The organism is Peribacillus sp. FSL M8-0224 (assembly GCF_038003055.1).
Lineage (GTDB): Bacteria > Bacillota > Bacilli > Bacillales > DSM-1321 > Peribacillus > Peribacillus frigoritolerans.
Genome location: NZ_JBBOOJ010000001.1, coordinates 3644605 through 3670574 on the forward strand (window position 1 = coordinate 3644605; position 25970 = coordinate 3670574).

Annotated in this window: 22 protein-coding genes; 1 reads left to right on the plus strand and 21 read right to left on the minus strand. The window is 42.4% G+C overall.

Annotated elements, in window-relative coordinates; all coding sequences use genetic code 11:
- Positions 1-11: 11 nt before the first annotated feature.
- From MKX49_RS17515 to MKX49_RS17610, 20 genes are all read right to left on the minus strand, one after another.
- Positions 12-182, minus strand: a complete 171-nt coding sequence (locus tag MKX49_RS17515) for a hypothetical protein (protein ID WP_153246102.1) — start codon at positions 180-182, stop codon at positions 12-14.
- A 101-nt stretch (positions 183-283) separates the two neighbouring features.
- A complete protein-coding gene (gene thrS, locus MKX49_RS17520; protein ID WP_340877170.1) occupies positions 284-2215 on the minus strand; it encodes a threonine--tRNA ligase in 1932 nt (643 codons plus the stop codon).
- A 390-nt stretch (positions 2216-2605) separates the two neighbouring features.
- The gene (ytxC, locus tag MKX49_RS17525) at positions 2606-3466 is read right to left on the minus strand and encodes a sporulation protein YtxC (RefSeq protein ID WP_054400048.1); all 861 of its coding nucleotides are present in this window, start codon (positions 3464-3466) and stop codon (positions 2606-2608) included.
- A 121-nt stretch (positions 3467-3587) separates the two neighbouring features.
- Complete coding sequence (gene dnaI, locus MKX49_RS17530) at positions 3588-4526, minus strand: primosomal protein DnaI (protein ID WP_048681168.1); 939 nt, start codon at positions 4524-4526, stop codon at positions 3588-3590.
- Entirely contained in the window at positions 4513-5925 is a 1413-nt protein-coding gene (locus MKX49_RS17535; protein ID WP_309138933.1) for a replication initiation and membrane attachment family protein, read from the minus strand. The genes dnaI and MKX49_RS17535 overlap by 14 nt, the downstream gene beginning before the upstream one ends.
- A gap of 64 nt (positions 5926-5989) precedes the next feature.
- Positions 5990-6451, minus strand: coding sequence for a transcriptional regulator NrdR (gene nrdR, locus MKX49_RS17540; RefSeq protein ID WP_034309080.1), 462 nt, complete (start codon positions 6449-6451; stop codon positions 5990-5992).
- Positions 6452-6719: 268 nt separating this feature from the next.
- Complete coding sequence (gene speD, locus MKX49_RS17545; RefSeq protein ID WP_034311443.1) at positions 6720-7100, minus strand: adenosylmethionine decarboxylase; 381 nt, start codon at positions 7098-7100, stop codon at positions 6720-6722.
- A gap of 355 nt (positions 7101-7455) precedes the next feature.
- Positions 7456-8493: a glyceraldehyde-3-phosphate dehydrogenase gene (locus MKX49_RS17550; protein ID WP_048681161.1), complete on the minus strand. Its 1038-nt coding sequence runs from the start codon at positions 8491-8493 to the stop codon at positions 7456-7458.
- Positions 8494-8651: 158 nt separating this feature from the next.
- Complete coding sequence (coaE, locus tag MKX49_RS17555) at positions 8652-9251, minus strand: dephospho-CoA kinase (protein ID WP_340877171.1); 600 nt, start codon at positions 9249-9251, stop codon at positions 8652-8654.
- 22 nt (positions 9252-9273) lie between these two features.
- A complete protein-coding gene (ytaF, locus tag MKX49_RS17560; RefSeq protein WP_340877172.1) occupies positions 9274-9906 on the minus strand; it encodes a sporulation membrane protein YtaF in 633 nt (210 codons plus the stop codon).
- Positions 9907-9985: 79 nt separating this feature from the next.
- On the minus strand, positions 9986-10816 hold the full coding sequence (gene mutM, locus MKX49_RS17565; RefSeq protein WP_048681155.1) for a DNA-formamidopyrimidine glycosylase: 831 nt from the start codon (positions 10814-10816) through the stop codon (positions 9986-9988).
- Between the two features lie 19 nt (positions 10817-10835).
- Positions 10836-13460 (minus strand): DNA polymerase I, encoded by a 2625-nt coding sequence (gene polA / locus MKX49_RS17570; RefSeq protein WP_340877173.1) that lies wholly within the window; start codon positions 13458-13460, stop codon positions 10836-10838.
- Between the two features lie 127 nt (positions 13461-13587).
- Complete coding sequence (hflC, locus tag MKX49_RS17575) at positions 13588-14520, minus strand: protease modulator HflC (RefSeq protein ID WP_034309097.1); 933 nt, start codon at positions 14518-14520, stop codon at positions 13588-13590.
- Complete coding sequence (gene hflK / locus MKX49_RS17580; protein WP_048681237.1) at positions 14517-15551, minus strand: FtsH protease activity modulator HflK; 1035 nt, start codon at positions 15549-15551, stop codon at positions 14517-14519. Before hflK ends, hflC begins: the two co-directional genes overlap by 4 nt.
- A gap of 402 nt (positions 15552-15953) precedes the next feature.
- Positions 15954-17732: a two-component system histidine kinase PnpS gene (gene pnpS / locus MKX49_RS17585; protein ID WP_340877174.1), complete on the minus strand. Its 1779-nt coding sequence runs from the start codon at positions 17730-17732 to the stop codon at positions 15954-15956.
- On the minus strand, positions 17729-18448 hold the full coding sequence (locus MKX49_RS17590) for a response regulator transcription factor (RefSeq protein ID WP_034309100.1): 720 nt from the start codon (positions 18446-18448) through the stop codon (positions 17729-17731). Before MKX49_RS17590 ends, pnpS begins: the two co-directional genes overlap by 4 nt.
- Positions 18449-18688: 240 nt before the next feature.
- Positions 18689-19624, minus strand: coding sequence for a malate dehydrogenase (mdh, locus tag MKX49_RS17595; protein ID WP_340877175.1), 936 nt, complete (start codon positions 19622-19624; stop codon positions 18689-18691).
- A 121-nt stretch (positions 19625-19745) separates the two neighbouring features.
- Complete coding sequence (icd, locus tag MKX49_RS17600; protein ID WP_285856465.1) at positions 19746-21074, minus strand: NADP-dependent isocitrate dehydrogenase; 1329 nt, start codon at positions 21072-21074, stop codon at positions 19746-19748.
- Positions 21075-21157: 83 nt separating this feature from the next.
- Entirely contained in the window at positions 21158-22273 is a 1116-nt protein-coding gene (citZ, locus tag MKX49_RS17605; RefSeq protein ID WP_048681140.1) for a citrate synthase, read from the minus strand.
- Positions 22274-22812: 539 nt separating this feature from the next.
- Positions 22813-23274, minus strand: a complete 462-nt coding sequence (locus MKX49_RS17610) for a DUF441 domain-containing protein (RefSeq protein ID WP_034309113.1) — start codon at positions 23272-23274, stop codon at positions 22813-22815.
- A 193-nt stretch (positions 23275-23467) separates the two neighbouring features.
- Here MKX49_RS17610 and ytvI point away from each other — a divergent pair, with 193 nt between their 5' ends.
- Positions 23468-24592, plus strand: a complete 1125-nt coding sequence (gene ytvI, locus MKX49_RS17615; RefSeq protein WP_057276705.1) for a sporulation integral membrane protein YtvI — start codon at positions 23468-23470, stop codon at positions 24590-24592.
- A gap of 87 nt (positions 24593-24679) precedes the next feature.
- Here ytvI and aceA read toward each other — a convergent pair whose 3' ends face one another.
- Positions 24680-25963: an isocitrate lyase gene (gene aceA, locus MKX49_RS17620; RefSeq protein ID WP_034309118.1), complete on the minus strand. Its 1284-nt coding sequence runs from the start codon at positions 25961-25963 to the stop codon at positions 24680-24682.
- Positions 25964-25970: the final 7 nt, after the last annotated feature.

A 25970-nucleotide genomic window follows, 5' to 3' on the forward strand; every position in this document is an offset into this window, starting at 1 on the left:
GCCATCCAAAGTTAAGAGTCTTCTTTCGCCTTTTTCTTTTTCTCAATGGCGTCCCAAGAAAATAGCGCTATCCAAAAAAACAGGACCGGGACGATGGCATATTGTCGATAACCATCCAATAACAATAAGATGATGATGACAAGGAATGTCGGTCCGAATAGATAAGTAAATTTCTTTTTCATGCTGCCCCTCCTTTTCATTGCTGTACATATTTTCACATGATGATTTCATCATGCCATAATTAAAAAGAGGGACACAACTATATGTGCCCCTCTTTTTGCTGTTAACGGCTCACTTCCGCCTTAATCGCTGAAACGAAATCTTCAAAAGCGATCGTTTCGGATTTTTGTTCACCGTATTTACGTACATTCACGCTGCCTTCTTTGGCTTCATTATCTCCAACGACCAGCATATACGGGATTTTTTGCATTTGCGCTTCACGGATTTTGTAACCGATTTTCTCGTCACGTGTATCCAGGTCGACACGAATGCCTTGCGCTTTAAGTTTTTCCTGTACTTCTTTCGCATAATCCAAGTGCACTTCAGGTGAGACCGGGATCACTTGTGCTTGGATAGGTGCAAGCCAAGTCGGGAATGCCCCCTTGTATTCTTCAATCAAGTAAGCGACAAAACGTTCCATTGTGGAAACGACGCCGCGGTGGATAACAACCGGACGGTGCTGCTTGCCGTCCTCACCGACATAATTAAGATCAAAACGTTCAGGAAGCAAGAAATCAAGCTGAACAGTGGAAAGCGTTTCATCCTTCCCTAAGGCAGTACGCACCTGAACATCAAGCTTAGGACCGTAGAATGCCGCTTCACCTTCCGCTTCAAAGTAATCAAGACCAAGCTCATCCATGGCGCCTTTTAACATGCTTTGCGCTTTTTCCCACATGTCATCATCATCGAAGTATTTTTCTGTATCCTGAGGATCACGATAAGACAGACGGAATGAATAATCCTTGATATCGAAATCTTTATATACTTCCAGAACAAGGTTCACAACGCGCTTGAATTCTTCTTTGATTTGGTCGGGGCGGACGAAAATGTGCGCATCATTCAATGTCATCCCACGTACACGCTGAAGGCCTGAAAGGGCACCTGACATTTCATAGCGGTGCATCAAGCCCAGCTCGGCAATCCGGATTGGCAGTTCGCGGTAGCTGTGGATGCTGTTTTTATAGACCATCATGTGATGCGGACAGTTCATCGGACGCAGTACAAGCTGTTCGTTTTCCATCTCCATGACCGGGAACATGCCGTCCTGGTAATGATCCCAGTGTCCGGATGTTTTATAAAGGTCCACGCTTCCCATTACAGGTGTGTAGACATGGTCATAGCCTAAACGTTCTTCCTTATCGACGATATATCTTTCGATTGTACGGCGAATTGTCGCGCCTTTTGGCAACCACATCGGCAGCCCTTGCCCCACTTTCTGTGAGCTCATGAACAAGTTCAATTCTTTGCCGATTTTACGATGGTCACGTTCCTTGGCTTCCTCAAGGAGACGCAGGTGTTCGGCCAAATCTTCTTTTTTATAGAAAGCCGTACCGTAAATGCGTTGAAGCATTTTGTTTTTGCTATCGCCTCTCCAGTATGCTCCAGCGATGCTCAATAGCTTGAATTCTTTGATTTTCCCAGTTGAAGGAACATGAATTCCACGACAAAGGTCAAAGAATTCCCCTTGCTCATAAAGTGTTACCTGCTGATCGGCAGGAATCGCATCGATCAACTCCAATTTATACTCGTCGCCGATTTCTTTAAAACGGGAAATCGCTTCATCACGACTCACTTCGATGCGGGAGATTGCCAAGTTTTCGTTGACGATTTTCTTCATTTCTTTTTCAATCAATGGAAGGTCTTCGGGAGTCAATGATTCCTCCAGATCCATATCATAGTAAAAGCCGCCCTCAATGACTGGCCCTACGCCGAATTTAGCGTTTTTGTACAAACGTTTGATCGCTTGTGCCATCAAGTGCGCTGTACTGTGACGCAATACTTCAAGAGCATCCGCTGCGTCCTGTGTGACGATTTCGATTGTACCATCTTGTTCAATCTGACGTTTTAAATCATATAATTCACCATTGAATTTTCCGGCAATGGATTTTTTCCTTAAACCAGGACTGATGGATGCAGCGATGTCTTCAGTTGTTGTGCCTTTAGCAAACTCCTTGACCGCTCCGTCAGGAAAAGATATTTTTAGTAGTTCTGACATTCAGTTTCACTCCTTCTTATTTGTTCGAACAAATTACAGGTTTTTGATTCCATTACAACACAAAAAAGCCCGCCCCTGTATAAAACAGGGACGAGCTTAGTAATAAATATCATTAACCCGCGGTTCCACCCTCGTTCCAGCTTGCTTTTCACGGCAAAATGGCACTTGTAACTTGGTAACGGCAGCTTCCCGTCAGCTCATATTCGCAGAATGCCTGCTTTCCGAGCCGAAGTTTAAAGGTGGTAAGTGTTCCATGCGAATAGGAAGCTTACAGCCTGTTGGCTTCCCTCTCTGATAATCGGCGACTAGAATACCCTTGTCCTCATCATAACTTTTAGTTTTTTAATAGTATGTAGGAAATTATAATTTGTTATACGGTGAAAATCAAGGTTAATTTTCTTTTTTCCACGAAAGTTCATTCAACTGCATAGAAAATGACGAAAGTGGCAAGATAGTCGCCCGTTCTTCGAAAATCCTTGAAATGGTCTGGATGAGCCCCTCTTCCTTGTCATCGGTATAGATGCACAAGTTTTCAGGAGCAATCGATAAAAGCGGGGCAAGTATCACCGTATCGAGAAAAAGAGAGCTTTTGGCAAGAAGCCTCCTGTCGATCATACTATTGATTTTTGGACGGTCGAGTTTGCTGAATTTCTGATCATAGAAGTGAAAACCATCCCGGTTGACCAGGTGAAGCTTTCTTAATTTCGACTCCTGCCCTTGAAGGCAATCCCGGAGCGTAGCAATGAAATTTTGATAGTCCTGTTCCAGCTTATATTCATCAATCGCCTTGACGACATACTTTTCCAAAGTGTGCTGAAACGATTTTAAACGGAAGGTCGTAAAAGAATCGAATGAAAAAGATACCTTTCCAGCCAAAATGCTTTGAAGTCCTTCCTCAATCAATCGTTTCTCCGTACTGAATGCTTCATCTTGATTCCTGGCTCTTTCCGCCTCGATGATGGATGATGCAATTTCAATGATGGCTTCAATTTCTTCCCGTTCCCTATAAAAAAATTTACCGACTATTATTTGCTCCAGAACAGGAAGCGTCTTTTCTTCCAATAAAAAAGAATGGAATGCATCACGAAGCAGAATTAGCCATTCATCACCTGAAGATTCCGTCATATCCACATGCATGCCTTGTTGAGGAATAAATCGAATATATGCTTGAAATTCTGCCCCCAGTGGATGGACAGAAACGAAATTCAGTAATTTCAATGCCTCTGAATCGTTTTGAAACAAAATTTGCACTACGACATCCCCCCTTCCCCCTTGCTTCTTTTTTCATGTATATGGGGATGTGGACGTGTTTAGAAGTAGGATGGGGCTTGTAAGAAGAAAAAAGTGACCTCCATTAAGAGACCACTTTTCTTCATCTTCTCCGATTCACGCCATCAAGCTTGACCGGCTCAGCTAAATATTGAATTCTTTCCAGTACCCGGGCCGCCTTCACTTCTTCTTTCTCACCGCGCTGTGAAAAGGTCAGGTGGTTCTCCAGGCCATTCAAGTCAAAATTCGAAGTGAAAAACGTCGGCAGGTTTTCCAGCATCCTAAATTGCAAAATCGGACCAAAAACCTCATCGCGTCCCCAGCTCGTCATGGATTCCGCTCCAATATCATCAAGCATGAGGATAGGTGCCGTTTTCACCATTTCAATTTTTTCATTGACTGTATTATCACCTATCGATCCCTTAAGTTCCCTCAAATAGTCAGGTACATAGACTATAAGGGAGGAAATTTGCCTTTTTGCAAGTTCATTGGCGATCGCACCTAATAAGTACGTTTTCCCAACACCGAATTTCCCATATATATACAAGCCTTTTTGCCTTTTACCCGGCTCATATTCCATAATGAACGACATCGCTTTACTTAGGACAGACAAGCGTTTGTTTTCATTATCCGTTTGGGTAAAATCTTCAATGCTCGCCTTTAAAATATCCTTCGGTACATACAGGCTGCGGATCAGCTTTTCCCGTTTCCGCTTTTCATCCTCTGCCAATTTCCTCGGGCAGACTTCATAATGCAGGTTCAGGGCTTTTCCTTGAACCACCAACTTAGGATAATACCCTTGCATCATATTGATGCAGCCATCCAAGCTCGGACATTTATCACACTTATTGCTCTGTGAAGTGAACTCATAAAGCTTCCCCAAGTTTTTATCAATCATTTCCTTCGTGACCGTCGAGCTGTTGGCATTCATGAATAACCGCACTTGTTCGTTTTCAAAAATCTCCTGTTTCAGCTTTTCATAACGCTGTTGAAATTGATTTGTATTGGCCAATTTATTAAGGGACCTATTAATCTTTTCCATCGTTCATTTCACCTCCCGCTTTCCACAGCTTCCATTTCTCCAGAAGTTCGCGTTTTTGGGCATCCAATTCAGGCTGATCCGCATTCTGCTCCTGCTGTGCTTCTTCTTTTTTCTCAAGCCACTCAGGAACCACTTCTTCCCGTATCGCCTTTTTCCGGCTGCCCTTCGCAGCATTCCTGCTTCCTTGAGCCCAGTCCTGATATTTCCTATGTTCATTTTTGGCCAGTTCCATCGCCTCGACGACTGTTGAGACCTTTAGCCGTGCCCAATGGCCTGCCAGCTTTTCCACATAACCCTTCGTGAACTTCATATCCGTTTTGAGCATGACATATTCAATCAAGACATTGACGACACCCGGATTCAGCTTTTGATTGATCATCACGCCCTCAACCACTTTCAAATCACCGCTTGACGGCTCTGCACCGCCAGACAATTGCATTAGCCGCTCCCTCGGGGAAATCGTCTCCAAATGACGGATTAACTCTTGTTCCTTTGTTTTCGGTTCTTCTTTTTGTGTCCGTTCACGAATTGGCTGCACCCGATTGACAAGGGAAGGCATATCGGCCTGCCGTTCGATCTGGTACCAATCCCTTGCCGCCTTTCTAAGCAATTCCTCATCAATCTCATCATCCAATGAAACGGCATCCATTACTAGTTTTTGCATTTCCAGCGGATCAATGCCATATAAAAAAGCGAGTTTGGCAATCGTACTTTTTATTTTCGGAGTAAAAGCCTTTTTCGGCACGATCGAGGATTTCATCCCGGCAAATAAAAGGTCAAAATCGAATAAGTCATCAAACCCCGATGGCTCAACGCCTTCCGCCCGATCGATGTATTGCTGTTCAGGCACCGGTTTCCATTCGTTTTTCGCTTCATCCGTTACATATAAAGAGTCCAAATGATCTGATGAGAATACTTCCGCAAAAGATTTAGTCACACCTTCATATTGATCGGTTAAGATATGGTCATCACAAAAGAATCTCTTTAACCGGTTGAATTGAGCTTTACCGATTTTTTTGTATAAGTAAATATTCAGCATTCCATCCGTGAAAAACTGCTGAGGTGAAAGCGGCGGGTTTAACTCATAAATGAATTCCTTCGTTTCATTTTTCGATTTCTTATATACATTCAACAGGCCGATTCCTTCAAGTAAAAGGCGTGCTTCGTAAATATCACCTAACTTAAGGCCGATGGTATTCATTAATTGATAATGCGAGGAGGTTTCCGACCATAGCCTGTTTTCCTCCAACTCACTCCATAACGTCATATATAGGCTAATGCAGATAGGTCCAATAAGAGGTTGATATAGTCGGGTAAGTATTTTCCGATCATAATCATGAAGCAGCCCCGCAGATGAGACCAAATATGAATCAGCTGGGAGCAATTCTTGCCAATGCATTGACATCTCCATTCAAACCTTTCAAAAGATGTAGTGAAAAAAGAGCCAAAGTGAATCTTCAGCTCTACTTTCTTTCTTTATTTATTAAATCTTTCAGTTCATCAATAAAGACATTGATATCTTTAAATTGTCGATAGACGGATGCGAACCTTACATAGGCAACCTCATCGACTTCTGCCAGCTTGTCCATTACCATTTCGCCGACACTGTCGCTTTTCACTTCCGATATGCCCTGGTTGCGTAGTTCTTTTTCTACATAACTGGTAATTTGCTCTAGTTCTTTCAAGGGAACCGGACGTTTTTCGCAAGCCCTGATTAAGCCACGCAGGATTTTATCACGACTGAACTCTTCACGTGTCCCGCCCTTTTTCACTACAATAAGCGGTGTTTCCTCCACCTTTTCAAATGTCGTGAATCGAAAACCACATGCCTCACATTCACGGCGTCGTCGAATCGATTTACTTTCATCGACTGGCCTGGAATCGAGCACTCTTGTTCCGTTATATTGACATGATGGGCATTTCATCATTATCAGCTCCGTATTTTATGTAGGATCCCCTATCTAAATGTTCCCCAAGGAATTACTTCTCTATCTTAATCTTATATTAAAAGGAACGGACAGTACAAGTAAAAAGTGTAACTTCCGGCAGCAGGCACTTTTTGTTCTGCCGTTGAAGCACCGTTGCCAAGGGCATTGTGCTACAAGGCAATCCTCTCCAATAAAGTGAAGCAGACTGCCGATTCATTGCATTAAAAAAGAGATGCACCCATGGCATCTCTGTGTATACATTTTTTTATAGGGCACTTATATTGGCTTTTTTCATTTGTACAGGACCTAATCCACGTGGTAATTCTATGTTTTCACGTGTTTGCGCATTCAAAGCTTCTGCAATATAATCTGCCGCAATATTCGGATCCAAGTTACCGCATGTATAGACATCAATGCTCGCATAGCCGTGTTCTGGAAAACTGTGAATCGTTAAGTGTGATTCAGAAATGATGACAACCCCGCTGACTCCTTGTGGAGCAAATTTGTGAAAGGCAACTTCTCGTACCTCTGCACCTGATTTCAAAGCAGCGTCAACAAAAATCTTTTCAATTAAATCGATATTGTTCAGTTTTTCAAAGTCACAACCCCAAAGTTCAGAAATGACATGTCTACCCATTGTTTCCATAGTGTAAGCTGTTTCCATATTAAGCTTCCCCCTTACCATGATTTAAAAATAAGTTCTGATAACTACCACGGGGGAAAGTTAGTCCAAAGAGGTCCTAACCCTTTAAGTAGCCATCATGCAAACCGTTTTGAAGAAGTTCACGATTCATAGTATATATGGTTTGAATTTTTTTTGCAACTCCAAATTTAATTTTTGGAAAGATAAACTTTATATGTAATGGGGATATAGCGAAGGTTCCCATGTGGACCAAATTCCGTCTTCGGTTTATTCAGCAGCATAAAGCAGGCGGGAATTCATTGATCACTGCATGAAAAATAGCCCGCTAAAAAATTTTAGCAGGCTCGGGTTTTTCATTTTATTTTACTGATAATTCGACTTCGGACATTTTTTTCAACTCGGAGCCAACCAATTTTACAAGGTCCACTACACGGTTGGAGTAACCCCACTCATTATCATACCAAGCAAGGACCTTCACTTTCCTGTCCCCGATCATCATCGTCGTCAATCCATCGATGATTGCAGAGTGTGGATTCGTTTTGAAATCACTGGAAACTAAAGGTTCCATCGTGAATTCCATGATTCCTTTGAGTTCATTTTCTGAAGCATCGATGAAGGCTTGGTTCACTTCTTCAATCGTGACATCACGGTTTAAATCCACAACAAGATCGACTAAAGATACGTTTGGTGTCGGTACGCGTATCGCCATTCCATGAAGCTTGCCTTTTAATTGCGGCAACACTAGTGAGATGGCTTTTGCAGCTCCTGTAGTCGTAGGAATCATGCTTTCCGCAGCGGCACGGGCACGTCTCAAGTCTTTGTGCGGGTTATCGATATTATTTTGATCATTTGTATAAGAATGTATCGTTGTCATTAAACCGTTGTCTATGCCGAATTTTTCATCAAGCACTTTTGCAACTGGTCCAAGGCAGTTCGTTGTACAAGATGCATTGGATATGACGAAATGCTTGTCAATTTCCAGCACCTCCTGATTCACTCCCATTACAATGGTAACGTCTTCATTTTTACCCGGGGCTGATAATATAACTCTTTTTGCTCCTGCGTCTAAATGAAGAGCCGCTTTAGAACGATCATTGAATTTGCCAGTGGCTTCAATTACAATATCTATGTTCATCTCTTTCCAAGGCAATAGCTTTGGATCGCGGTTATTTATTAGTTTTACTCGGCGGCCATTCACTACTAGTGAATCATCTTCAGCTATAATGATACCGTCGAATTTACCATGTATCGTATCATATTTTAGTAAGTGTGCTAAAGTTTCAGCTGGATAGCTTGCATTTATGGCAACAATGTCCAAACTCTCGTCTAATATGGCTTTTCGGAAAACCATTCTTCCAATTCTCCCAAATCCGTTAATCGCTATTCTTGAATTCATTGTTCGGACCCTCCAGAAATATTAGTGTTATACTTATTACCTTTCACATGTAATTAGTATAACATAATTCAAAGGAATTGTGCTAATAAAAATGCGGATTGTTCTTATTTTTTCAACATAAAAAGAAGAAACCGGGTGGTTTCTTCTTTTTATCATGATTATATGACATACCATTCACTAAGTATGGCCTTCACTTGCCGCTTCGTTTCATTAATGTCACCATTATTATCGATGACGGCATCCGCTAAGGCCTTTTTATCGGCCAAGGGCATTTGCGAATTGATCCTGGCAAGTGCCTCCGTCTCCGAAAGACCATTCCTGTTCATTAATCGCTCCAATTGAACTTGCTCATCCACATAGATCAAAAGCGTTTTATCCACCATGAATGTCAGCTTGCTTTCGAATAGGAGCGGAATATCCATGAACACCGTTTCTTCTCCTGATGATAGTGCCGCTTTCGTTTTCAGCCGCATCCAATTCCTGACGGCAGGATGCACGATGCCATTCAATAGCAATCTCTTTTCTTGATCATTAAATATGATCGACCCGAGCTTTACGCGATCTATATTCCCATCCGTCAATAAGATATCTTCTCCAAATGCCTCCACAACTTGATGATAGGCTTCTTCACCTGGCTCAACGACAGCACGGGAAGCCAGATCTGCATCGACAATCGTGAATCCGAGTTCCTGTAAATAGAGGCTGACGGTGCTTTTCCCACTGGCAATGCCTCCGGTGATTCCGATGATTTGTCCCATAAGCTCCCCCCTTTTACCCTTATCATAACTTGAATGAACCGATGATAATCAATAATACCCCTGGAAGAAAGGTCAAATGCTGGACAACTTTATTATTCGAAAGCAATTTTCCGCTTTGAATTCCGCTCCAAATGAAAATCGAACTCATAACAGCGATGCACCCTGCGAGGATGATCGGTGAAATCCCGATCATAGCCGCTCCAACTCCGGCCCCGAACGCATCCAGCGAAAGTGCAAACCCCAGAACAAGCGCTTCAACACCTGTAATCGTACCTGATTTATCAAAATCGGCATTCAATGGTTTTTGTAAAATATTAATGACTACCCCAAGTGATTTAATTTCAAAATTAAAGATGATCTTTTCATGATATCTATCATCTTTCAAATCTTTTTCAGGCTTAAAATACTGGTATACCATCCAGGCACCAAGAAAAATGAGGATGATGCCGCCTGTTTTTTCAGCCGCCCCGATAGATATGAGCTGACTGATGAATTGTCCGATGACCATCGCTATACCTAAACTCAATGCAGAACAAAATGAGATGACCGCTATTGACCTTAAGGGGATTTTCATCTTCCGCATACCGAATGTCAAACCGACGCCAAATCCGTCAATACTAACTGCAAAAGCGAGAAAAATAATTTGTAGCCACATCGGAATATTACTCCTTCCCTACTCGTTGCTACCCTAGTATATGGAAGGAGCCCATCCGATGTGTTTGAAAAAACATGACCTATTTTAACGGCTGGCATGACGGGCAAATATGTGTGCCGCGTCCTGCAACAACCAGTTTTTCAAGTGGCGTGCCGCATGTTTTGCAGTTCTCGCCTTTTCGTCCATAAACATTCAGTTCCAACTGAAACATGCCGATTTGCCCTTGGGAATTAATGTATGAACGAATCGTGCTTCCGCCTTTTTCCACAGCTTCACCTAACGTCGCAATGATTTCAGCATGCAACGTTTCGATTTCCTGCAACGAGAGTGAAGATGCCATTCTCTCCGGATGGATACCGGAACGGAATAACGACTCGTCCACATATATATTCCCAATCCCGACGACAACGGTTTGATCAAGGAGAACAGGCTTGATTTTCCTGTTGGTTCTTGCCAACTTCCTGCTTAGCCCCTCGACAGTAAAATCTTCGGACAACGGTTCAGGCCCTAAGTGCAACAGGGGCAACTGTTCAAATTCTTCCCCTTTGGCAAATAGATGCATCGTTCCGAATTTCCGGACATCCCTGTACCGAAGTTCACTGCCATCGGTGAAAGTGAAGATCACATGGGTATGCTTATCATACGGCTCTTCTTTTGGATGGACGCCGTATTTCCCTTCCATCCTTAAATGCGAAACCATCGAATAATCATCCAAGGTGAAAATGAGGAACTTGCCCCGACGGCCTATTGCAGAAATCGTCTGCCCCCTTAAGGCATCCTGAAACTGTTCGACAGGCTCAGGCGCTTTAATGATCTTTGGCCAGAAAACGGACACTTCCTTGATCTCTTTTCCGAGTACGAGCTGCTCTAGCGTTCTTCTGACTGTTTCCACTTCTGGAAGTTCTGGCATTGCAATCACCTATCTTTTATTATTTGGCATCAAACCATGTTGGCCCGAAAGCATAATCCACTTTAAGGGGCACGTTCAATTCAATGGCATTCTCCATTTCCTCCGGAACGATCACTTTAAGGATTTCGAGTTCCTCAGGAGGGGTTTCAAAAATCAATTCATCATGCACCTGTAGAAGCATTCTCGTTTTGAGCCCTTCCCTTTTCAGGCGTTTATTCATGTTGATCATGGCCAGCTTGATGATATCAGCGGCACTGCCTTGAATCGGCGTGTTCATCGCTGTCCGTTCGGCAAAACTCCTGATGTTGAAATTCCTGCTTGTTATCTCAGGTATATATCGCCTTCTTTGCATCAGAGTCGTGCAATATCCTTTTTGACGGGCCTCATGTATGCTTTCTTCCATATATTCCTGAACACCTGGAAAGCTTCGTAAATACTTCTCGATGAACTCTCCAGCTTCTTTTCTCGTGATTCCAAGACTTTGCGATAGTCCGTAATCACTTATACCATAAACGATTCCGAAGTTGACCGCTTTGGCATGACGCCTCATGTTCGAAGTGACTTGATCTGCCGATACATGGAATACATCCATGGCTGTCCTTGTATGGATGTCCATCCCTGCCTGGAACGCTTCCACCAATCCGCTGTCATTGGCGATATGCGCCAGGACACGTAACTCGATTTGGGAGTAGTCGGCAGCAAAAATGATCCAATCCTTTTCGGAAGGAATGAAGGCCTGCCTGATTTTCCTTCCTTCTTCCAGTCTGATCGGGATATTCTGGAGATTGGGATCTGTAGAACTTAACCGGCCGGTCTGGGTCAATGCTTGGTTGAACCGGGTGTGCACCTTGTCCGTTTTGCCATTGACCACTTTAAGCAATCCTTCAATGTAAGTGGATTGCAGCTTACCAAGCTGGCGATACAGCAGTATCTCCTTAACGATATCATGCTTGCTCTCCAGTTTTTCCAGCACATCGGCTGAAGTCGAATAACCTGTTTTGGTTTTCTTCATGACCGGAAGCTCCAACTTTTCAAACAGGATGGCCCCAAGCTGTTTAGGTGAATTGATATTGAACGCCTCTCCAGCCAATTCGAAAATTCGCGCTTCGATATTTCTTAAGCGAATGGCTAATTCCTGTCCCATGTTTTTCAGTCGGCCTATGTCCACCTTGATTCCCTGCCATTCCATATTTGCCAGGATGATCGACAATGGCAGCTCCAGTTCCGTAAATAGGTGATACTGCTCGAACTCTTGCAGCTTATCTATCATCGGTTCTTTCAGAGAAAAGATCGCCTTCGATTTTCTGGCGATATGCTCCCTCAATTCCGCTTCCTCAGGTATTTTGCGTTTTGCACCTTTTCCATAAAAAACATCATCTGTTTCAAGCCGGATCGTACCTTGGGTTTTCGTGATTTCCGCAACTTCGTCCACTGACTCTGCCGGATCAAGGATATAGGATGCCAAAAACACATCAAAATCGATGCCTTTTATTTCGACTCCCCGATGACGCAGTGCCACGACCGTACGCTTCGCATCGAAAACCGTTTTCTTTTTTGTTTCATCCTCTGCCCAGGATTTAAATGCATCGGAACTCAGAGCATCCTCTCCATTGAAGTAAAAATGACCTTGTTCATTACTGATGGCGATCCCTATTATGTCGGCTCGATGATAATTATCTTCTAAAATTTCAACATACAAGGCACTTTCATCCGCAAACATTCCTTCTGTCATTTCAGCAGTGTGCACCTCTATCTTCTCCTGTTCAAGCGGTGCGCTTTCCGTTACATCCAATTTATCGAGCAAAGTCGAAAAACCAAGCTCCTTATAGAATGAGATGACTCGATCCTGATCCATGCCAGTGTACTCGGTCTCGTTAACGGAAACTTCAAGCGGCGCTTCCCTCGTTATCGTAGCCAGCTCTTTACTTAATAAGGCCAGGTCTTTATGTTCTTCAATTTTCTCTTTCAATTTTTGTCCGCTTACCTCATCAATCGACTGCAGAAGGTTTTCAACCGTTTCGAATTGATGCAATAATTTAAGGGCAGTCTTTTCACCAACACCCGGAATGCCTGGGATATTGTCGGAGGCATCTCCCATCAGCCCTTTCAAATCAATGATTTGCAAAGGGGATAGACCGTATTTTTCATGTATATGCTTTGGAGTGTATTCCTCAATTTCAGTAATCCCCTTTTTCGTGATGGAAACTGTCGTACTAGGAGAGGATAATTGCGTTAAATCCTTATCACCGGAAATGACCTTCACTTCAAAACCATCTTTTTCCGCTTGTAAAGACAGCGTACCGATAATATCATCGGCTTCGTAGTTCTCAAGTTCATACCTTTTTATTTGAAAACAATCAAGCAGCTCCCGAATGAAAGGGAATTGCTCGGATAATTCTGGCGGCGTTTTTTGGCGCCCCCCCTTATATTCTTTAAATGATGCATGCCTGAATGTCGTTTTACCCGCATCGAATGCCACAAGTATGTGCGTCGGCTTTTCTTCTTCAAGAATGCGGTTGAGCATCATGGTGAATCCGTACACGGAATTCGTATGGACCCCCTTATCATTATTCAAGAGCGGAAGCGCAAAAAACGCACGGTATGCGATGCTGTTTCCATCTATGAGCACTAGCTTTTTATCCAAATCCGTCTTCCTCCAGTCATACAGGTTTATGTAGTTATAGCTTCTATATAAAAACGCAAAAAGCCGTTCATTTTCCTTCTCTATTCTACCATGAGTAGAAGCGGAAAGAAAAATGACGGCATCAAGGTTATTTAGTATTTCCCATTAACAAGCTGGCATAAGGGGAATCAGAAGGCAGAACGATGACCGTTTGATCTCCAATCGTTTTCTTGTAGGATTCAAGAGTCCGGTATAGTTTATAGAATTCGGGGTCTTTGGAAAACGATTTATTATAGATTTTCGCTGCTTCCCCTTCCCCTTCTGCCCTGATCACTTCTGCATCAGCCTCCGCAGTAGAAAGCAGTTCCTTCACTTTCCGATCGGTATCCGCAATGATACGGTTTTTCTTCGCATCACCTTTGGACAGGTATTCTTGCGCTTTCGATTCCCGCTCGGAAATCATCCTCTTGAAGACGGATGCTTCGTTTTCGGAAGGCAGGTCAGTCCGCTTGATCCGGACATCCGTCAAGCTGATTCCATAACTGTCCTTTTGCAGCAAATCATTGACTTTTTCGGTTATTCGGTCGTTTAAACTTCCCCTGGATGACTTCTCATCATTGATGATCTCATCATAATTCAGCTGGCCCAGCTCTGAACGAACTGCCGAATAGATGAACTCTTCCATTTTCGTTTCGGCATTCTCAAGTGTCCTTGCATTTGTAATCAATTTCTTCGGATCTTCTATTCTCCAAACTGCATAGTTATCGATCAGCATCCGCTTTTTATCTTTCGTATTGATTTCCGCTTCGGAAACATCGGAAGTCATCTGATACTTCGGTAAGGTCATGATACTCTGAATGAATGGCACCTTCGCCTTCAATCCCGGGGTCTTATCGATCCTTACCACCTCACCGAATTGGCGGACGACCTTGTATTCGCCCTCTTTGACGATATAGACATTGGTGAAGATGATTAGCAGCAGCGCGATGAAAATAATCAGGAAAATGCCGATTCTCACATAGCCCCTCCAATGAAAATCCCCTTTTTTCAACTCAGAGAAATCTATTATTTTTCCACTCATTGTTTAGTGCCCCCTTCCCCTGTCGCTTTTTCTTCCGATGCATTCCCTTTTTTCGTTTCTTCTTCAGGTATGGCGGCTTCATCAGGGGCAGGAGTTTTTTTCGTTTCCTCCTTTTCAAGCGAGCGAAGCGGCAAGTACTTCATTGTGTTTCCATCATCATTCATAATATAAATCTCTGCATTCGGCAATACTTCCTCAAGGGTCTCAATAATAAGGCGGTCCTTCGTAATCCCCTTATTGCCTTTATACTCACTGAGTAATTTTTCAAAGACCGCAACATCTCCGCGGGCAGCTTCCGTACGGGCAGCTTTATCCCCATTAGCCTGTGAGATGATGGCATCTTTTTCCCCTTCCGCTTCATTCATACGCTTATTTTCATATTTATCCGCTTCGTTGATTTTCGTATTCGCCGTTTCACGGGCATCCGTTACATTGGTAAATGCTTTCCGCACTTCTTCATTCGGTAACTCCACGTCCTGGAGTTTAACCGCAGATATGGAAATCCCGACATCATACTTCTCCATTAGCTGTGACAATAAATCGCGTACATCCGCTTCGATTTGCGCTTTACCAGATGTAAGGGCATCATCGATTTTCGTGCTGCCGATTATGCTCCGTAATGCAGCTGAAGTCGTATCGTATAATATTTTTTCTGGATCTTCTGCATTGTATAGATATTTTGGAGGGTCGGTGATTTTCCACTGAACGACTAGGTCGGCCAGCACAATATTTTCATCACCCGTAATCATTTTGGTCTCACTCGGGTAATCCGTCACCTCTCCATCCTCTTCCTTATATCCAAATTTAAGACTGAATGTTTCTTTGGATAATTTCTCGACCGATTGAACTGGCCAAGGCAGTTTAAAGTGAAGTCCTGGTTCCGTTATCGTCTCCTCCACTTTACCAAACGTCATTATGACAGCTTGATCGGATTCATCAACCGTGTACCAGGTCGATATCGCAACTACACCCAAAATTAAAATAAGAAAGACAAGTCCTGTAATTGTATATATCCTTTTTAAGCTAACGATATGTATCACCCCTTCTTTGCAGTTATATCTTATTTACGCAAGAAAGGGCCTAAAGTTTCATAAAAATCAAATATTTTCCTAGAAAAATAGGATAGAGGAATGGTTCCCGGGGAATATAGCCAAAATTAAAAGACAGAGACCATGTCTCTGCCTACAGTTTATTAAGGGTTTAGTACGATTTGAATGTTGATTGGGAACTTAGACGCTATTCCTACAGGATTTTTGTCTACCTGATCCAATCATCTTTGCTTTAAAATTTTGGTTGAACTTCTAAATAATCAAACAGAGACTATGTCTCTGTCAATGTTTAACTCCTTGGATGAGGGGTTGTACAACCATTGTACCCCTGCATTATGAAGTCCGTTTTAAGGAATTGTAAAGGACATGTAAATAAGATGCCCGCTACATTTTACCTTTTAAGCTTTTATTTAAAGTCACTGTAAAAGTCGTCCCGGTTCCAGGTGTGCTTTCCACGTTGATTTTACCTTTATGGACTTCTATTATATGCTTGACGATTGCCAGTCCAATGCCCGTTCCTCCTGAATCGCGGCTCCTCGCCTTATCGATCCGGTAGAACCGTTCAAAGATCCTTGGAAGTTCTTTTTCTTCGATGCCGATCCCGTTGTCTTGAACTGTAATATCGACGGTCTGTTCATTTTCAATGATGTCAACGGTGACCCTGCCGCCATTTGGTGTATAGGTCAATGCGTTCGTAATCAAATTGATGAAAACCTGTTTGATCCTGTCAGATTCCCCTTCAATGAAAACTGGTTCCGGTGGTGTTTTAATTTCAAGGGATACTTCTTTTTCCTTCAGCTTGCCTATAAGCATCTCTTGTATTTCCCCAAGCACTTTCGTAATATCCACGACCCCTGCGTTTAAAACGAATTCCTGTTGCTCCATTTTGGATAAATTCAAAAGCTCCTGAATGAGTTCTTGCAGCCGGTCACTTTCTTTCAAGATAATCGATAAAAAGTGCTTTAAGGTCTTTTCGTCTTTTAAGGCGCCATCTAACAATGTTTCAGAGAAGCCTTTAATGGAAGTGATCGGAGTCCTCAATTCATGGGACACATTAGCCACGAAATCCTTCCGCATCTGCTCGAGCCTTTTCAATTCGGTGATATCATGGAATATGAGGAGGATCCCCTTCCATTCATCATGATTCCCGATTATTGGAGCGCCGTAAATCTCAAAATGCTTTCGTTCTATGGCAAGCGGTATCTTCACCTGCCGTTTTATCGTTTTTTCCGTTCGAAAGATCTCTTCGATGATGGCTATCACTTCCTGGTCTTTAATGACCGAATAATATTCCTGAAACAAAAACGTAGCGGCGTTCACACGGAAGCTTTTCTTGAATTCCCGGTTGATCAAGGTCGTATACCCTTTACTGTCTATCAGCAAGACTCCGCTACCGATATTCTCAACAAGAGTTTCCAAACGATCCTGATTCATTTCCCTCGCTATCTCTGTTTCCTGAAGATTCCTCGCCAATATGTTCAAGGAAGTTGTCAGCATTCCCGTTTCATCGGAATGCCTCCCGAATGTCCGGGTTCCGTAATTCCCTTTTGCCAGTTCTATGGCTGCCATCGTCGCCTCTTCGATCGGACGGGTATAATATGAAGTGATTTTACTCGCAAGCATCAGGATGATGATCAAGGCAACCCCTAAACAAATGATTAATATTTGCCACATTTGTTTATTCACTTGATGGATGGCCTCTATTTCATTGCTATGGACGACAAAGCCTTCGATCTCTCCGTCCTTTTCAACCGTCTTCCAATAATAATGGAGGTCCGATTCGCCTTCGACCACTTCATACCCTTCCCCATTCTTAAGCCCTTTTTCCAAAGTTATTTTGCGAAGGACATTGGCATGGCTTTTAAGTATTTCATTGGATGATGTCGAATCGTATAATATTTCCCCACTCGCGGAAAGAATGGTTAAATTAGAATCTAAAAGGGGTGTCAATTTTGCCGTCTTCCCTTTTTCCAAAAAGGACTCGATCCCGCCATGCTCCTGAATATATGTAGAAATGAAAAATGTTTCGTTCTGTATACGCTCATTGAACGTTTTAATATAATAACTTTTGAACAAGTGCCCTAATAAAAAGCCCACGGCCATCAGGACGACCATCACCAATGTGATGAGGGTATATAAGAGCTTTTTACGATAGGTCGTCATTCTTTTTTAGGCTCCTCAAGCTTATACCCCAAGCCCCTTATCGTTTTAATATAGAGTGGTTTTTTTGTATCTTTCTCTATTTTTTCACGAAGATGGCTAATATGGACATCGACGATCCGTGAATCTCCCGCGAAATCATAATTCCATACCGCACTGAGAAGTTGATCCCTGGTCAGCACTCTTCCTTTATTCTTCGCCAAATATAAAAGTAATTCAAATTCCTTTGGAGTCAATTCTAATTGCTGTTCATCAAAGAATGCTTCGTATCGTTCCGGGAACACTTTCAATTCCCCTAATTTCAGGAGACCCTCTTCCTGATCCTGATTTGACTCACTTCCGTTCGATTGCAACTGGGATCTTCTTAAAATGGCTTTAATCCGGGCCACTACCTCCCTGGGACTAAATGGCTTGGTCAAGTAATCATCCGCCCCCAGTTCCAGTCCCAGCACCTTGTCAAATTCATCGTCCTTAGCTGTCAGCATCAAGATCGGTATATTGATTTTTTGCTGGCGAAGCTGCTTACATACTTCAAGCCCGTCCATTTTAGGCAGCATCAAATCCAATACCACTAAATCGGGTCGTATATCCACGGCAGCCTCCAGCCCTTGTTCTCCATCCAAAGCTGTGATCACCGTATAGCCTGATTGTTCTAAATTGTACTGAAGTAAGGTAACTATTGATTGCTCATCATCCACTACGAGAATTTTCTTTGACATTAGATCCTCCTGAATTATGTATTACCCAAAAGACCAATTTCTTGGTCTACTCATCCAATTCCATTATAAAGAATATTATATGAAATTTACACATAAAAAAAACGGAAATAAAGTTATTCCTATCTTCAGCAGGGAGATTATAAGTTCCAGGGTTCTTTTGAAGCGGATTAAAAAACTGCCCGGAGTCGGAATAAGGCCGTGCCTTTTCTTCCAATATCCGGGCAGTTCGATTATGATCTCTTATTGAAGGACTTGCATGACTGCTTTAACTGATTCAACTGATTTTGAAAGTGCCGCTTTTTCGCCTTCAGTCAAATCAAGTTCGATGATTTGTTCAATGCCGTTTGCACCAAGTACAGTCGGCACTCCAAGGTAGATGCCTTCAAATCCGTATTCACCTTCGAGATAAGCGATTGACGGAAGAACGCGACGTTGATCTTTAAGGATCGCTTCAGCCATTTCCACCAGGGATGCAGCCGGTGCATAATAGGCGCTTCCGTTTCCTAGAAGGTTTACGATTTCCCCGCCGCCAGTGCGGGTACGAGCCACAATTGCTTCTAAACGATCTTGAGGGATCAATTTTTCCAAAGGAATTCCGCCTGCATAAGAGTAACGCACTAGAGGAACCATATCGTCTCCGTGTCCGCCAAGTACGAATCCAGTTACATCTTTAACGGATAAGTTTAATTCTTGAGCCACGAAAGTGCGGAAACGAGCTGTATCAAGAACACCTGATTGCCCGATAACGCGTTCTTTAGGGAAACCGGATTCTTTGAATACAGTATAAGTCATTGCATCTACAGGGTTAGTCAAAACGATGATTGTTGTATTAGGGGAATATTTAACGACTTCTTTAGTTACTGATTTCATAACTTTTTGGTTAGTTTGAACTAAGTCGTCACGGCTCATGCCGGGCTTACGGGCAATTCCGGCAGTGATGATCACCACGTCGGAATCTGCTGTTTCTGCATAGTCGGATGTACCGATGATGTTAGCATCGAAACCTAGAACAGGTCCTGCTTCCGCCATATCAAGAGCTTTACCTTTTGTAGGGTTTTCAGCTTGCGGAATATCAACTAAAACGATATCACCAAGCTCTTTTTGAGCTGCCAGGAATGCTGCTGTTGCACCAGTGAATCCAGCACCTACAACTGTGATTTTTTTACGTTTAGACATGTTATTTCCTCCTTAAAATATATAAATACTTTTGGAATACTTTTAACATCCTCTGAAAATATATATAAGCCTCCTGGAAAAGCAGCCCGTTCAGGCACTTTTCCAGAAAGCATATAATGAATTATTTAAGGTTTTTGATAAGCTCGTCAGCGAACTCAGAACATTTAACTTCCGTTGCACCATCCATTAGGCGGGCAAAGTCGTATGTAACAACTTTAGAAGCGATTGTTTGTTCCACTGATTTAGTGATGCTGTTTGCAGCTTCGTTCCAGCCAAGGTGCTCAAGTAAAAGAACGCCTGAAAGAAGAACTGAAGATGGATTAACTTTATCAAGACCAGCATATTTAGGAGCCGTTCCGTGAGTTGCTTCGAAGATGGCATGTCCAGTTTCGTAGTTGATGTTTGCTCCTGGAGCGATACCGATTCCGCCAACTTGTGCAGCTAATGCATCAGAAATGTAATCTCCGTTCAAGTTCATTGTTGCAACAACATCAAACTCTTTAGGACGAGTCAGGATTTGTTGTAAGAAGATATCTGCAATGGAATCTTTAACGATGATTTTGCCTTCAGCTTCAGCAGCAGATTGTGCTTTGTTAGCAGCTTCAGTGCCTTCAGCATCTTTAATTTTGTCATATTGGTTCCATGTGAACACTTTATCGGCGAATTCTTGTTCTGCAACTTCATAACCCCAAGTTTTGAATGCACCTTCAGTGAATTTCATGATGTTACCTTTATGAACAAGCGTTAATGACTTACGGCCTTCTTTGATCGCATAGTTAAGTGCAGCGCGAACAAGACGTTTTGTTCCTTCTTCGGAAATCGGTTTAATTCCGATACCTGAAGTTTCAGGGAAACGAATTTTTTGAACACCGAATTCATTTTGAAGGAATTCGATTAATTTCTTAGCTTCGTCAGAACCTTTTGCATATTCGATACCAGCATAGATGTCTTCAGTGTTTTCACGGAAGATGACCATGTCAGTGTCTTCTGGACGTTTAACTGGTGAAGGTACACCATCAAAGTAACGCACTGGACGAAGACATACGAATAAGTCCAATACTTGACGCAATGCAACGTTCAATGAGCGGATACCGCCACCGATTGGAGTTGTAAGAGGTCCTTTAATAGCGATTAGATATTCGTTAATGACATCAAGAGTTTCTTGTGGAAGCCATTCGCCCGTTTGGTCAAATGCTTTTTGTCCAGCTAAAACTTCTTTCCATTCGATTTTCTTTTCGCCATTGTAAGCTTTTTCAACTGCTGCGTCTAAAACGCGGGATGCTGCAGCCCAGATATCAGGACCGATTCCGTCTCCCTCAATATAAGGAACGATTGGGTTGTTTGGTACGTTAAGAACACCGTTAGTAACTGTGATTTTTTGGCTTTGTGTCATGTCTCTTACCTCCGATTCAAATTCAAAGGTTAGATGGACTGTCCTTAAATAAGGCAGAACCACTAACCTTTTTTACTCACATCTATTAATTTACTACAAATTCGATGAAATAAAAAATGATTTTTCGAAAAAACTTTTAATTAGCGGTTTTCAATCGGTACATATTTTTGCATACCTGGTCCAACATACTCTGCACGCGGACGGATAAGGCGGTTGTTTGAATATTGCTCAAGGATATGAGCGATCCAGCCTGAAGCACGGCTTACAGCAAAGATTGGTGTAAATAGGTCATGCTCGATGCCTAAACTGTGGTATACGGAAGCAGAATAGAAATCCACGTTCGGCGGAAGATTCTTTTGACCGGTTACGATTTCATGAATTTTGATGGACATATCATAATATTGCGGTTGTCCAGTAAGTTCAGTCAGTTTTTGTGACATTTCTTTAAGGTGTTTAGCACGAGGATCACCTTTACGGTATACACGGTGGCCAAAGCCCATGATTTTTTCTTTATTGGCTAATTTTTCGTTGATATATGGCTCAACGTTATCAACTGAACCAATTTCTGTAAGCATTTTCATGACTTGTTCGTTAGCTCCGCCGTGAAGTGGGCCTTTTAAAGCGCCGATGGCAGCAGTTACACCAGAATAGATATCAGCTAATGTAGCCACACAAACGCGTGCAGTGAATGTAGAAGCGTTTAATTCATGGTCAGCATGAAGAACCAATGCTTTGTTGAATGCTTCTTCTTCGATTGCCGTTGGTTCATTACCGCTTAACATATATAAGAAGTTAGCAGCAAAGCTTAAATCTGTACGTGGAGCAACAGCTTCTTTCCCTTGACGGACGCGAGCGAAAGTTGTTACCAATGTAGGGATTTTTGCTTGGATGCGGATTGCTTTACGATAGTTAGCTTCTTCACTCATTACATCTGCTTCTTCATCATAAAGACCAAGAAGAGATACTGCAGTGCGAAGAGCTCCCATTGGATGTACTTTATCAATTGGGTATGTTTTGAAGTGATTAACCACTTCAGCTGGAATTTCAGCATTTTCAGCAAGTTGTTTAGTTAATTCTTCTAGTTGGCTTTTGTTCGGAAGAGCTCCGTGCCATAAAAGATAGATTACTTCCTCGAATGTTGCGTTCGAAGCCAAATCATCGATGTCATAACCTACATACGTTAATGTGTCATCGATAATGGAGCTTACTGATGAAGTTGTTGCTACCACACCTTCAAGACCTTTTGTTGCTGTCATACTAAATCTCTCCTTTTCCTAGATATTCCCCTATGCCCTTGCTATTAGCGTATAAATGTAGCGCTTCCAAGAAATTAGCTATTGTAAACAACCATCTATTTTTTAGCAGAAGACATACATCTTGTATTGGAAGCGTTCACAGAATATGACCCCAACAATAGTAAAATGTACGATAATCTTTAATAAGAAATTCTAAAAATAATGCTTGTAGCTATTCCTAGTGAGCGCTTGCTCAATAACTACATCTTTTTTTTAAGATTCCTCAAAAATATCAATGATATTCTGAATCCCAATTTTAATAAATCAGAGCAGTTACATGATTATTATAAACAATAAACACTTTTTTGGGAATGAAAAGCACTTAAAATGTGAAAAAATTATTATTTTATTAGAAAAATTAGCTACATATTCTCTTGCTTTATTCATGCGTTTAAAATCGTTTTTTTCAAAAAAATGTCTCAAAGCAGAATAAACGAAACATTAAATAGAAAATTTACATTTCCAGTACTGACGGACTTTTCTCCCCTTAGCCTCTCGCATCATTTAAAAAAATTGAAGATCTGCATGCATAAATAAGCAATTCCTGCCCCGATTAACGGGCCGACAGCCACACCTTTGAATAAGGCGACCGCAAGAATCGTCCCAAATACAAGAGCGGTGGTAATGTGCGGATCATGCGACAGCAGTGTAATCCCATTTTTTGCTATGAGCGCAACGGCTATTCCGGATGCAAGTGCAATCCAGGCATAAGGGGATTTTATCGCGTCTCCTAGTTCCTTGAAACCAATCGCCCCGTTTGCTATGGGAATGAGTACGGAGATCGTGATGATCGTGACGCCCAGGTTGATTCCTTTCGCTTCCAGGTATGGAAACACTTTAGCGTCAAGGCCAATCAGTTTCATGCTTAAAAGAAAACCCGCAGCCATGATCAGTGAGGTATTTTTCCCAAACCAACCGATTGCAGCAAGCAGAATTAAAAATACGACAGGACCGTTTATCATTATCCCTTCACCTTCTTCCTTCTGTTTTTTGTTATTTTAACATAACAAACTCCCTTCTTCTTGGGAGAAAAATGATTTAAGGAACGATGCATCTGCAGAAAAAATTCAAAACGAAAGATGCAAGAATCTTTCCTTTCTTTTCCATCATCGTTACAATTATAATACAAACTTAATGGTTGAAGGAGGATATGACTTGAATCCGGTATATATGTATCGTTTCATTCGTTCTTTACTGGTCGTCGGAGGGATAATTTTAGGTGGAATTGCCTTGTTTTATTTATCTAAATATACATATCCTTTCATCATTGCCATGATCATCGCTTTCTTGATGAATCCCCTGGTCATTTTTTTCGAAAGGAAAGGACGGCTGCCACGGGGGTTGGCTGTATTCGTTTCCCTTTTACTCATTTTCCTTTTATTTGCAGGTCTTATCACCTTACTGGTCACCGAGATCATTTCAGGGACCAATTACCTTGCCGGAGTCATCCCGAAACACATTGAAACCATCGTGGATTATATAGAAACATATATCGCTACCACCGTCATCCCTTTATATAATCAAATAGCTGCCATGTTCAATAATTTGGATACCGAACAGCAAGACACAATCCTCAAGAATATCCAAAATATCGGTGAATCCATCACGACGGGAGTAAGCGGCTTCATTCAAGCCTTCTTGAAGAACATCCCCACAATCATCGGATGGTTTCCAACTACAGCAACGGCACTCCTTTTTACTTTGCTTGGCACATTTTTCATCAGCAAAGATTGGGATACCTTCGGCCGCATGACCGGAAAAGTGTTGCCTGATAAGATTTTTGCAGGTGCAAAGCGATTATTCAGGGATTTAAAACGGGCTTTATTCGGGTTCATCCGGGCACAATTCACTCTTGTTTCATTGACGACTGTCACGATTTTAATCGGATTTCTCATTTTAGGGGTGAATTATTCAATTACCATTGCCCTGATATGCGGACTGGTCGATATCATTCCCTATTTAGGGACAGGTACGATTTTCATTCCTTGGATCATCTTTGAATTCATCGCCGGGAATACAAGTCTCGCAATCGGTTTGTCCGTCCTGTACATAATCGTCGTTGTCCAGCGTCAGCTAATAGAGCCAAAAGTACTTTCATCCAGTATTGGTTTGGATCCGCTTGCCACTCTCATCGCCTTATTCATCGGATTCAAATTGATCGGTTTTCTAGGACTGATTGCAGGACCTGTCGTACTTGTCATATTCAATACACTTCAGCGTGCCAATGTCTTCAAGGCCATATGGACTTTCATCATCGGGGATACAAAGAAAACCACTTAAGGCAATCCAGACATCTATTAGCATTCTCTCTTTTCCATTTAAAAATCCGCCTCGGGTACAAGGCGGATTTTTGGTTTTAAACTAGAATTATTTCGACGTCTCGAATTGTTCTGTTTCAGTAGATCCTGCAAGTGCTGTTGTGGATGATGTTCCACCAGAAACGACTTGTGCCACTTCATCAAAGTAACCCGTTCCCACTTCACGCTGATGACGTGTTGCTGTATAGCCGTCCGGCTCACTAGCGAATTCCGCTTGTTGAAGTTCAGAGTATGCAGCCATGCCGCGTTCTTTATAACCAAGAGCTAGGTTGAACATGCTATGATTCAATGAATGGAAGCCTGCAAGTGTAACGAATTGGAATTTATAACCCAATTTACCCAATTCCACTTGATAATTGGCAATCTCTTCATCACTTAATTTCGCTTTCCAGTTAAATGATGGGGAACAATTGTAAGCAAGCAATTTTCCCGGGAACTCTGCATGGATGGCCTCGGCAAAGCGGCGAGCATCCGCTAGATTAGGTTCAGAAGTCTCACACCAAATAAGGTCGGCATATGGCGCATAAGCAAGGCCTCTTGCAATTGCTTGGTCAAGACCTGCATTCGTGCGGTAGAATCCCTCTGGAGTCCTTTCACCAGTGATGAATGGTGCATCGACCGGATCTATATCGTCGGTGATCAAATCTGCAGCATCAGCATCCGTACGGGCAATCAAGATGGTCGGTGTACCCATTACATCGGCTGCCAATCGGGCGGAAACTAAATTACGTACTGCCGTTTGGGTTGGAAGAAGGACTTTACCGCCTAGGTGACCGCATTTTTTCTCGGAAGAAAGCTGGTCTTCGAAGTGAACGCCAGCCGCTCCAGCTTCGATCATGCCTTTCATTAATTCGAAGACGTTAAGGGAACCGCCAAAACCTGCTTCAGCATCCGCCACGATTGGAGCGAACCAATCGATATCATTTTTCCCTTCAGCAAAGCTGATTTGGTCTGCACGCTGAAGTGTCTGATTAATGCGTTTAACAACTTGCGGCACGGAGTTGGCTGGATATAAACTTTGGTCAGGGTACATTTGCCCTGCGATGTTAGCATCTGCCGCCACTTGCCAGCCGCTTAAGTAGATTGCTTTTAAACCAGCTTTCACCTGCTGCATGGCTTGGTTACCGGTCAATGCTCCTAATGCATTGATGAAATCCTCTGTTTTTAATAGATTCCATAGTTTTTCTGAACCGCGGCGTGCCAATGTTTGTTCAATATCGATGGAACCTCTCAGTTTAATGACTTCCTCGGCCGTATAAGGACGTTTAATACCAGTCCACCGTGAGTCATTTTCCCAGCTTTGTTGTAATTTTTGCGCTCTCTCATTCATCATCATTATT

Bases quoted from the DNA above. Each gene is read 5' to 3' on its own strand.
- ytaF (WP_340877172.1), bottom strand. From the start codon at position 9,906: ATGTGGCTACAAATTATTTTTCTCGCTTTTGCAGTTAGTATTGACGGA.
- speD (WP_034311443.1), bottom strand. From the start codon at position 7,100: ATGGAAACAATGGGTAGACATGTCATTTCTGAACTTTGGGGTTGTGAC.
- thrS (WP_340877170.1), bottom strand. From the start codon at position 2,215: ATGTCAGAACTACTAAAAATATCTTTTCCTGACGGAGCGGTCAAGGAG.
- mdh (WP_340877175.1), bottom strand. From the start codon at position 19,624: ATGTCTAAACGTAAAAAAATCACAGTTGTAGGTGCTGGATTCACTGGT.
- MKX49_RS17515 (WP_153246102.1), bottom strand. From the start codon at position 182: ATGAAAAAGAAATTTACTTATCTATTCGGACCGACATTCCTTGTCATC.
- aceA (WP_034309118.1), bottom strand. From the start codon at position 25,963: ATGATGAATGAGAGAGCGCAAAAATTACAACAAAGCTGGGAAAATGAC.
- pnpS (WP_340877174.1), bottom strand. From the start codon at position 17,732: ATGACGACCTATCGTAAAAAGCTCTTATATACCCTCATCACATTGGTG.
- dnaI (WP_048681168.1), bottom strand. From the start codon at position 4,526: ATGGAAAAGATTAATAGGTCCCTTAATAAATTGGCCAATACAAATCAA.
- coaE (WP_340877171.1), bottom strand. From the start codon at position 9,251: ATGGGACAAATCATCGGAATCACCGGAGGCATTGCCAGTGGGAAAAGC.
- citZ (WP_048681140.1), bottom strand. From the start codon at position 22,273: ATGACAGCAACAAAAGGTCTTGAAGGTGTGGTAGCAACAACTTCATCA.
- MKX49_RS17535 (WP_309138933.1), bottom strand. From the start codon at position 5,925: ATGCATTGGCAAGAATTGCTCCCAGCTGATTCATATTTGGTCTCATCT.
- hflC (WP_034309097.1), bottom strand. From the start codon at position 14,520: ATGAGTGGAAAAATAATAGATTTCTCTGAGTTGAAAAAAGGGGATTTT.
- MKX49_RS17590 (WP_034309100.1), bottom strand. From the start codon at position 18,448: ATGTCAAAGAAAATTCTCGTAGTGGATGATGAGCAATCAATAGTTACC.
- MKX49_RS17610 (WP_034309113.1), bottom strand. From the start codon at position 23,274: ATGATAAACGGTCCTGTCGTATTTTTAATTCTGCTTGCTGCAATCGGT.
- mutM (WP_048681155.1), bottom strand. From the start codon at position 10,816: ATGCCAGAACTTCCAGAAGTGGAAACAGTCAGAAGAACGCTAGAGCAG.
- nrdR (WP_034309080.1), bottom strand. From the start codon at position 6,451: ATGAAATGCCCATCATGTCAATATAACGGAACAAGAGTGCTCGATTCC.
- MKX49_RS17550 (WP_048681161.1), bottom strand. From the start codon at position 8,493: ATGAATTCAAGAATAGCGATTAACGGATTTGGGAGAATTGGAAGAATG.